General features: G+C 69.1%; 7 protein-coding genes. 2 read left to right on the top strand and 5 right to left on the bottom strand.

Annotation, left to right across the window (positions count from 1 at the left end):
• Positions 1-654 (bottom strand): acyl-CoA dehydrogenase family protein (locus LQV45_RS13290; protein WP_230007441.1); only part of this gene is annotated, 654 nt, incomplete at its 3' end.
• A gap of 160 nt (positions 655-814) precedes the next feature.
• On the opposite strand from LQV45_RS13290, the gene LQV45_RS13295 reads away from it, so the two are divergent.
• Positions 815-1,684, top strand: coding sequence for an oxygenase MpaB family protein (locus tag LQV45_RS13295; RefSeq protein WP_230007442.1), 870 nt, complete (start codon positions 815-817; stop codon positions 1,682-1,684).
• Positions 1,685-1,702: 18 nt separating this feature from the next.
• Here LQV45_RS13295 and LQV45_RS13300 read toward each other — a convergent pair whose 3' ends face one another.
• The 4 genes from LQV45_RS13300 to LQV45_RS13315 form a co-directional block, all read right to left on the bottom strand.
• A complete protein-coding gene (locus LQV45_RS13300) occupies positions 1,703-2,827 on the bottom strand; it encodes an NAD(P)/FAD-dependent oxidoreductase (protein ID WP_230007443.1) in 1,125 nt (374 codons plus the stop codon).
• Positions 2,824-3,162 (bottom strand): Rieske 2Fe-2S domain-containing protein, encoded by a 339-nt coding sequence (locus tag LQV45_RS13305; RefSeq protein ID WP_230007444.1) that lies wholly within the window; start codon positions 3,160-3,162, stop codon positions 2,824-2,826. The genes LQV45_RS13300 and LQV45_RS13305 overlap by 4 nt, the downstream gene beginning before the upstream one ends.
• 36 nt (positions 3,163-3,198) lie before the next feature.
• Entirely contained in the window at positions 3,199-3,729 is a 531-nt protein-coding gene (locus LQV45_RS13310) for a hypothetical protein (RefSeq protein ID WP_230007445.1), read from the bottom strand.
• 93 nt (positions 3,730-3,822) lie between these two features.
• Positions 3,823-4,545: a VIT family protein gene (locus tag LQV45_RS13315; protein WP_230007446.1), complete on the bottom strand. Its 723-nt coding sequence runs from the start codon at positions 4,543-4,545 to the stop codon at positions 3,823-3,825.
• A 187-nt stretch (positions 4,546-4,732) separates the two neighbouring features.
• On the opposite strand from LQV45_RS13315, the gene LQV45_RS13320 reads away from it, so the two are divergent.
• Positions 4,733-8,027: choice-of-anchor I family protein (locus tag LQV45_RS13320; RefSeq protein WP_230007447.1), on the top strand; the 3,295-nt coding region annotated here is incomplete at its 3' end.

Genomic DNA, 8,027 nt, shown 5'->3' on the forward strand with positions numbered 1-8,027 from the left:
GACCTGCCGCGTGGGCTGGGCGTTCCAGCCCATCTTCTTCTCGTTCGGCCCGAACGACAGCCCCTCGGCATCCGCGGGCACGAGGAACGCGCTGACCCCGCGCGCGCCCGGTTCGCCGGTGCGCGCCATGACGACGTAGACGGATGCCTCGCCGGCACCGGAGATGAACTGCTTCACGCCCGTGAGCACGTAACCGTCGTCGTGCCGGATGGCCGACGTGGTGATCGCCGCGGCATCCGACCCCGCTCCCGGCTCCGTGAGGCAGTACGCCCCGAGCTGCTCCATCGAGATCAGTCCCGGGAGCCACCGCTCGCGCTGCGCGTCGTCGCCGTACGCGTCGATCATCCACGCGACCATGTTGTGGATCGTCAGGTACGCGGTCACCGTGGGGTCGCCCGCGGCGAGCTCCTCGAAGATCTCGACCGCGAAGCGGCGCGGGAAGCCCGCGCCGCCGGACTCCTCGCGCACGCAGACGCCGCCGAGTCCCAGTTCACCGGCGCGGCGCAGCACGTCGCGCGGGAAGTGCTTCGTGGCATCCCACTCCAGCGCGTGAGGGGACAGCTCGGTCGCGGCGAACTCGCGGACGGCGTCGAGGATGGCGGCGCGGTCGTCGGCGGTCAGGGCATCGAGCACGGGGGCAGGGGTGGCGTCCATGCGGCTCTCCATTCGGCGACGTCGTCGTCGCGAGGGAGATTTTAGTTGGACTTCCTTGTAATTACTATGAGCCTGGATGTTCTCCGAGCAGCCATTGCGGGGCTCGCCACTGTGGGACACTGGCGCAGCCGACCCCTACCCGATACCGGAGGCACAACCCGTGAACGTACGACCTTCCCGCGACGCTGACCGATCAGATGACGGGTACTTCGGTCCCGGCAGCGCGACGTGGAAGGTCTACTCCTACTCCGGCGCATCGCTCGGGGCAGTGGCATCCGTCCTGCTCCAAGCGCTCGACACGGGCATGCTGCGGCACTTCGAGCGTGTGTCGATCACCTCGGAGAGCCCTGAGGCCGGGCAGGCCAGGTTCCAGCGCACCGGCGACTTCATCATGACGTGCGCGTTCGGCGACAAGGCGCACGTGGATGCAGCGACCGCCCACGTCGATATGCTGCACGAGCGCTCGACCTGGACCAACCCGGACACCGGCGAGGTCGAAGTCGCGAAGTGGCCCGAGTGGCAACGCTGGACGATGTACACGTTCATCTGGGGATCGCTGGAGGGCGCTCTGAAGTTCGGCCTGAAGCTGAGCACCGCCGAGCAGGACGCGTTCGTCAAGGAACAGCAGCTGATCGCCGAGAAGCTCCACGTCCCCGCGCCTCATCCCAACACGAAAGCGGAACTGGACGCGTTCATCGAGGAGGGCAAGAACACCAAGGCCCTCAGTTACCTCGGCGCGCAGGCGGCGCTCGGAGTCCGCCATCCCCCCAGAACGGGAAATCCCGTGAAGGACTGGATCTCGGGTGTCGTTCTCGATGGCATCATCTCTCTTCTGCCTCTCTGGGCGCGCCAGATCTACGGTGTCGAGAACCGGACGGACCGGCACCTCACCCGCGCCCAGCGGATGACTGCTCGATTCCTCGCGCTCGCGCGCAAGAACCGGTCCGTGCAGGACCTCGTCGACGACGGCATTGCACACGCGACGGCGCACCCCTACCAAAAGGTGCGGGCACGCTCAGCTCGATCCTGAGGACTCGAGCCGGCGGTATCAGCCTCTGAGCATCTGTCGGAGCGATACCGCCGGATCGGCGAGGACGGCGGGGTCGACCCGCACGCCTCGATCGATGATGCGACGGGCAGCCCGCACCGTCATCGGGTCATCGATCGAGGCCGCCCCCATGAGCCGATCACCCTCGATCCGGAAGACGCTCGTGCGCGCCCGACGCACGTCCTCGCCGCGTCCGGTGAGATCGCCGACGACCTCGATGTGCGAGCCGTACCGGTCCGTCCAGTACCACCCCGCGCCACGCGGCTGCGGGTCTCGCCCGAGCAGTCGCGCGGCCGCATCCGCGCCGTCGAGTCTCGCGTCATCCCAGTGCGCCGTCGGGGCCAGCACGATGCCCCCCGAGAGCGGGACGAGATCGATTCCCGGCAGGGCCTGCGGAGCGACGCCCAACCCCGCCACGACGAGGTCGGCCTCGACGACGCTGCCGTCGGCGAGCGCTACCGAAAGCGGGCCGGCGCCGTTCTCGTCGCCGTGGATCGCAGAGACAGTCGTCGCACGCAGATCCACCCCCTGCGCGACGTGCATGTCTCTCAGCCATCCGGCGAGGGTGGTCCCGAGCGTGCGAGCGCCGGGGATCTCGTGCGGGTCGACGAGGACGACCGACGTCTGCCTCGTGCGCAGGGACGCGGCGACTTCGGCGCCGATGAACCCTCCCCCGAGGACGAGCACCGTTCGGCCCGGCCCGGACGCCGCACGAATGCGCATCGCATCGTCATAGCCTCGCAGCGTGGTCACGCGATGATCAGCGGCACCCGGCATGCTCGGTCGGCGAGCCTCGGCACCGATGGCGATGACCGTCGAATCCGCACGCAGGACGCGGCCGTCCGAGAGAAGCACGCCCGCGGTCGTGACAGCTGTGGCGGAAACGCCAGCGATCACGGTGATGCGGAGTTCAGCGAGACGTTCGGGAGTGGCGAAGTCGATCTCCGACCGCGGCGACCCCTCGAGGAGGACGCGCTTGGACAGGGGCGGACGGTCGCTGCAGGCCGCGTCCCGTTCGACGATCGTGACAGGCCCGTCGTACCCGAACTCTCGGAGCGTCGTGGCCGTCGTGTAGCCGGCGATCCCACCGCCGACGATGAGGACGTCGGACGGGATGCCGCTCACGCCAGACGAGCGGGGTTGGGCACCACAACGATCGCGTTCCCGTCCACGCGCACCGTGTGCGCGGCGACCCCTCGGGGAGCGGGCGGCGACAAGACCGCACCGTCGGCGAGGCGGAAAGTCGCGCTGTGCAGGGGGCACTCGACGCAGCCGTTCTCGACCCACCCGCTGGCGAGTCCCGTCTTCTCGTGGGTGCACGTGTTGTCGAGGGCGAAATACTGCTCGCCGTCGTTGAAGACGGCGACATCGTCCAGCGTTCCGAGCTTCTCTTTCGCGATGGCGATGCCCGTGCCGTCCTCGATCTCGCCGACGTGTGCGACCACGACCCCCTGCGTCATGTGGCCAATGCTATCGCCGGGCACCGAGCGCCCCGATCAGATGGCGGTGGGCGCTGTGGCGTCGTGGGCGAGCAGGTCGAGCACGACCTTGTCGCCTTTCGCCTGCGACGACAGCCACGAGACCGTGCCGTGAAGCTCGACCGAGTGTCCGCTACCGCGGTCGGTGAGGGTGAGGATGCGGCTGAGGCCGAACTTCGCGATGTGGATGTCGACGCTGTTACGGCGGAAGGCGATGACATCCGAGCGCAGACGCCCGCCCGTTTCCCGATTGAGCAGGTGGATCTCGTCAGGAGTGATCGCCACGATCATCTTCATCGTGACTCCCTGCGCCTCGGCGGAGGCCTTCACGGCGGCGAGACCGCCCAGTCCGACACCGATCCCCGCGTCCAGTGCGGCGTCCACGTTCAGGGCGCCCCCGGCGATGCTCCCTACTGTCCCGCCGGCGACCTGCGCGGCGATGAGGTTGGCAAGTCCGAAATGCCCTGCGGCGATGATGTCCGTTTGCTCGCCGAGGATGCCTCGCGCCTCGGCCGCGATGTCCTCTTCACTGTCGTTCACGATCGTCATTCTTCCTCTTCGGCGTTCATCCGAATGGTCCAGGCACCGCTGCCATCCTGCCGTGCTCGCCGGCTGGCGCCGCGTCCGTGACTATTCCGCCGGTCACCCCGCCGCGACCCCGAACAACGCGCCCACCGCGTACGTCGCGCCGAGCGCGAGCGCCCCGCCGATCACGGTGCGCACGATCGCTCGGCCCCGGCGCGCCCCGCCGATCCACGCCGCGAGGTACCCCGTCAGGGCGAGGGCCAAGAGCACCGCGACGAACGTCAGCGGCACACGTACCTCGACCGGCGCGAGCAGGATCGTCAGCATCGGCAGGATCGCGCCGACCGTGAACGCCACCGCCGACGCGATGGCCGCCGCCCACGGGCTGACCACGTCGTCGGCGTCGATGTTCAACTCGACCGAGAGGTGCGCCTTGAGGGCATCGGATGCCGTGAGCTCGGTCGCCACGCGCGTGGCGGTGTCGCGGCTAAGCCCCCGCGCCTCGTACAGCCCGACGAGCTCGGTGAACTCGGCATCCGGGTCCTCCGCGAGCTCCCGGCGCTCCTTCTGGATGAGCGCGTGCTCGCTGTCGCGCTGGCTCGACACCGACACGTATTCACCCAGCGCCATCGAGATCGCCCCGCCGACGAGGGCAGCGAGACCGGCGACGAAGACGGGGGCGATCTCGCTCGTGGCCCCCGCGACACCGACGACGACCGCCGCCGTCGAGACGATGCCATCGTTGGCGCCGAGCACGCCCGCGCGCAGCCAGTTCAAGCGTTGCGCGAGCCCCTGCCGGTGGGGTTCGTCGGGGTGCGCGCCCGCGAGCGAATCGGTCATGCGGTCAGGCTAGTCCTCCGGGGCGACGCGCCCGCGCACGATGAACCATGAGGTGATCTTCGCGGGGACGCCGCACCGCGCATTCGCAGGCCGTTCACCCGAGCGTCACCGCAAGTCGGCACAGTGGGGGCGATCGACGCCCCCGTGTCGGTTCTGTCATCCCCGCCCGACACCCCCGAGGACACGCATGCCTTCGACCTTCCTGCGCCGCGCCGCCGCGTTCACCGCGACGACCGCGGCGGTGTGCGCGCTCGCTCTTTCGAGCGCGACGGCGGCTTCGGCCGCCATCGTCCCCCAGCCGATCTCGAACAGCGCGTCCGGCGCCGCGATCGGCCTGACCCCGGTCGGCTCCTACGACACCAACGTCTACAAGGAGTCCGCCGCCGAGATCGTGCAGGCGTACCGCGACCGCCTCTTCGTCGTGAACGCGCAGGCCGGCACCGTGACGGTGCTCGACAACAGCGACCCGACCAAGCCGGTGAAGCTGTTCGACATCGCATCGGCCGGCGTGGCCAACTCCGTCGCCGTCCGCGACGACGGTCTCGGCATCGTCGCCTTCGAGGCCGAGGACAAGACCGCCGCCGGTCACCTCATGTTCTTCGACGCGAACAAGGACGACGCCGCGAGCGCGAAGCTCGGCGAGGTCACCGTCGGCGCTCTGCCCGACATGGTCACGTTCTCCAAGGACGGCACCTACGCCGTCGTCGCCAACGAGGGCGAGCCGGCGGACGACTTCTCGAGTGACCCCGAGGGCTCGATCAGCATCGTCGCCCTGGCATCCACCCTCACCGCTCCCGCGCAGAGCGCGGTCAAGACCGCCGGCTTCCGCGCCTTCGAGCAGGGCGGCACCAAGACGCTCGACCCGAAGGTCCGGGTCTTCGGCCCCGACGTCGCCGCGCCCGATCAGGGCTCGACCGCCCTGTCTGCCAACCGGGTCTCGCGCAACCTCGAGCCCGAGTACATCACCGTCGACGGAACCGTCGCCTACGTCACGCTGCAGGAGGCCAACGCCATCGCGACGGTCGACCTCGCCAAGGCCGAGGTGACCGGCATCCTGCCCCTGGGCTACAAGGACTGGGGCGCGAGCGCTCTGGACACCAGCGACAAGGACGGCGGGATCAACATCCGCTCGGTCGCGGGCCTGAAGGGCCTGTACATGCCGGACGGGATCGCGTCCTACTCGGCGAACGTCGGCGGCAAGGCCACGACCTACCTCGTCACCGCCAACGAGGGCGACGGCCGCGAGTGGGGCGACTTCATCGACGAAGCCCGCATCAAGGATCTCGGCAAGAAGGACCTCGCCGCGGTCTGCGAGACCTCCCCGCTGGCCGGCCGCGCGGCCGACGCGGACCTCGGACGACTCAAGGTCGTCACCGACCTCGGCAAGACGTCCGACGGCTGCTACAGCGAGCTGTACGCCTACGGCGGCCGCTCGTTCTCGATCTGGGACACCAAGGGCACTCTCGTCTTCGACTCGGGCGACCAGTTCGAGCAGAAGCTGAAGGAGGTCGCTCCCGAGCTGTTCAACGTCTCGAACGACAACAACACCGTCGACGACCGCAGCGACGACAAGGGCCCCGAGCCCGAGAACGTCACCATCGGTGTGGTCGACGGCCGCACGTACGCCTTCATCGGGCTCGAGCGCGCGGGCGGGGTGATGGTCTACGACGTCACCGACCCGAAGAACCCGGCGTACGTCACCTACGTCAACAACCGGGACGCTTCCGCCGACGTCAAGACGCCCGCGGCCGGCGACCTCGGCCCCGAGGGCATCGCGTTCGTCTCGGCGCTGCGCTCGCCCACCGGCGTGCCGCTGCTGATCACCGGCAACGAGGTCTCGGGTACGACCACCGTCTTCGAGGTGCGCCCGACGCAGCCGAAGACCCCCGACCTGCAGATCCTGACGATCAACGACTTCCACGGCCGCCTGCTGCAGGAGTCCGGTGGCGTCGCGGGTGCGGGAGTCCTCGCCGGCGCGGTCGAGAAGTACCGCCAGCAGAACCCGAACACGCTGTTCGTCTCGGCCGGTGACAACATCGGTGCGAGCGCGTTCGAGTCGTTCATCGACCAGGACACCCCGACGATCAAGGCCCTGAAGGCCGCGACGCTCGACGTCAGCGTCGTGGGCAACCACGAGTTCGACCGCGGCTTCGCCGACCTGACCGACCGGGTCATCCCCACCTACGAGAACGACCAGAACGCCGACGAGTTCAGCGACTTCGCGCTCGGCGCCAACGTGTACAAGAAGGGCACGAAGACCCCCGCCCTGAAGCCGTACACGATCAAAGAGGTCGACGGCACGAAGGTGGCCTTCGTCGGCACCGTGACGCGCCAGACCGCCGGCATGGTCGACCCATCGAAGATCACCGAGATCGAGTTCGGCGACCAGGTCGAGGCGGCGAACCGCGAGGCGAAGAACGCTCGCGACGCCGGTGCCGACGTCGTGATCCTCCTCGCCCACGAAGGCTCCGAGGGCACCGACTGCACCAAGATCGCCACCGAGTCCGGCGACTTCGGCGACCTCGTGCGCGGCGCGTCCGCCGACGTGGATGCCATCGTCTCGGCGCACACGCACCAGAAGTACTCGTGCACGATCGGCGGACGCTCCGTCATCCAGACCGGTCAGTACGGCACCAACCTCGGCACGCTCGACGTCGACCTCGACGACGCCGGCAAGCTCGTCTCGATCACGCCCGGCGTGCGGTCGCTGAACGATTCCACCGTCTCGCAGTGGATCGCGTATCCGCAGGCGCAGGTCGCGACCATCGTGGCGGATGCCAAGGCCACCGCCGATGTGAAGGGCCAGGTCCAGGTCGGCACGATCACCGCCGACATCACGCGTGCGAAGAACGGCTCGGGCGGCGAAGACCGCGGCGCCTACTCCGCGCTCGGCAACACCGTCGCCGACGTGTACCTGTGGGCCACGAGTGAGAACCCCTCGTTCAACGGGCAGGACGCGCAGATCTCGTTCATGAACCCCGGCGGACTGCGTGCCGACCTGCTCTTCGGCTCCGACAGCGGCTCGGTCTCGTACCGTGAGGCGGCGAACGTGCAGCCGTTCGGCAACACCCTCGTCACGCTGTCGCTCACGGGGGCGCAGCTGAAGGCGGTGCTCGAGGAGCAGTGGCAGCCTCAGGGCGCCTCGCGTCCGGTGCTCGCTCTCGGCGTCTCGAAGGGCTTCACCTTCGAGTACGACCCGAGCGCCGCGGCCGGTTCGCGCATCCTCTCGATCACGCTCAACGGCACGGCGATCGAGCCGGCGACCTCGTACCGCGTGGTCACCAACTCGTTCCTCGCGGCCGGCGGCGACAACTTCACGACGTTCGCGCAGGGCACCGGCAAGGCCGACTCGGGTCAGATCGACCTGCAGGCCACGGTGGACTACTTCACCGCCAAGGGCACGGTCGCGCCGTCGCCCCTCGGCCGCGCGTACCTGAAGGGATCGCAGCCGGTCGACGAGGGCACGACGCCCACCCCGACCC

Source organism: Microbacterium sp. Bi128 (assembly GCF_918698205.1).